Annotated in this window: 3 protein-coding genes; all 3 read left to right on the top strand. The window is 71.6% G+C overall.

What is annotated here, in order from left to right; translation table 11 throughout:
* Positions 1 to 193 (top strand): hypothetical protein (locus tag ACIQ7D_RS37535; RefSeq protein WP_403945785.1); only part of this gene is annotated, 193 nt, incomplete at its 5' end.
* Positions 194 to 338: 145 nt separating this feature from the next.
* Positions 339 to 593: a DUF6284 family protein gene (locus tag ACIQ7D_RS37530; RefSeq protein WP_403945783.1), complete on the top strand. Its 255-nt coding sequence runs from the start codon at positions 339 to 341 to the stop codon at positions 591 to 593.
* Entirely contained in the window at positions 590 to 910 is a 321-nt protein-coding gene (locus ACIQ7D_RS37525) for a hypothetical protein (RefSeq protein ID WP_403945781.1), read from the top strand. The genes ACIQ7D_RS37530 and ACIQ7D_RS37525 overlap by 4 nt, the downstream gene beginning before the upstream one ends.
* Positions 911 to 1031: the final 121 nt, after the last annotated feature.

The following is a 1031-nucleotide window of genomic DNA, read 5'->3' as shown; positions in this document are numbered from 1 at the left end:
GCCGATGAAGCCTCGCCCCGATCCGCTGGAGTCGGCCCTGATCGCCGCGTTCAACGCGGGTGAGCCGGAGTTTCCTGAGTGCTGGCTGTGCGGCGACGACAAGGGCCCATGGGTACCGGACGCATCCGGTGACCGGTGGCCCTCCGGCGCGCAGAAGCTCGTGTGCAAGACCCCGGACAGCCACCAGCGCTGACCGGCCGCACGTCCGCCCCGATGGTCGCAAGGACCGGTTCGACTCCGGCTCGGGGCACTCCATCCATGAACGGCGAACGGCCTCCGGGATTGCGCCCCGGGGGCCGTTCTTCGAGCCGTTCCACCTGCTAGGGAGTGCACGACTCATGGAGCACATCGTTACTGTTCAGGACGCCGTTACGGCGTTCGCGTCGTGGCTTGAGCCGACCGGCGCGGAGCTGGACGCGATCGAGCTGGAGATGCCCGTCATCACGGCCGAGGTGGAGTTGCTGGACGCGCAGATCGCGACGCTGGACCGGCCCGTCTCCGAGCTGGACGTCCGGCGGGTGCGCCGGGCCGACCGGCGGGTGCTGGCCGCGCGCCGCGTGCTGGCCAACAAGCCGGCGGGGGAAGCGGCATGAGTGCGCAGACACTGAACGACATCGCCGCTCCGCTGGCCGTGCTGCGGCTGCTGTCGGTGGACTTCCCCACGTTGCCCGCGCCGAGCGTGGACGTGTCCACCGTCTACCCCGACCGGCTCACCCTCTCGTTCCACGACGACCTCACCGCGTTCGAGACGTGGCGCGCCGCCCTGGGCATCGACCCGGGCGCGGTGGCCTACGCCGTGCAGAGCGGCGGTCGGACCCGGGTCCTGAGCGTGCTGACCGAGTATGCGGGCGCCCGGGTGCGGCTGGTCGGCTACGGCTCGCACCCCGACCATGCCGGGGGTGCGGGATGAGGGCCAGGGTTTCGCCGGCCGCCGCGCAGATCGCGGCGCTGAACCGGCTGCAATCCGGTCTGACCGGGGTCCTGGTGGCGGTCGCGCTGGTGGCGCTCGCGTTCACCGCGACGAACGTCAC

The organism is Streptomyces sp. NPDC096310 (genome assembly GCF_044763125.1).
Lineage (GTDB): Bacteria > Actinomycetota > Actinomycetes > Streptomycetales > Streptomycetaceae > Streptomyces.
The sequence above is the reverse complement of the archived record's forward strand: the minus strand, read 5'-3'. Positions and strand labels throughout refer to the sequence as shown.

What these genes read in the sequence shown, in the direction of transcription:
- ACIQ7D_RS37530 (WP_403945783.1), top strand. Translation starts at nt 339, where the DNA reads ATGGAGCACATCGTTACTGTTCAGGACGCCGTTACGGCGTTCGCGTCG.
- ACIQ7D_RS37525 (WP_403945781.1), top strand. Translation starts at nt 590, where the DNA reads ATGAGTGCGCAGACACTGAACGACATCGCCGCTCCGCTGGCCGTGCTG.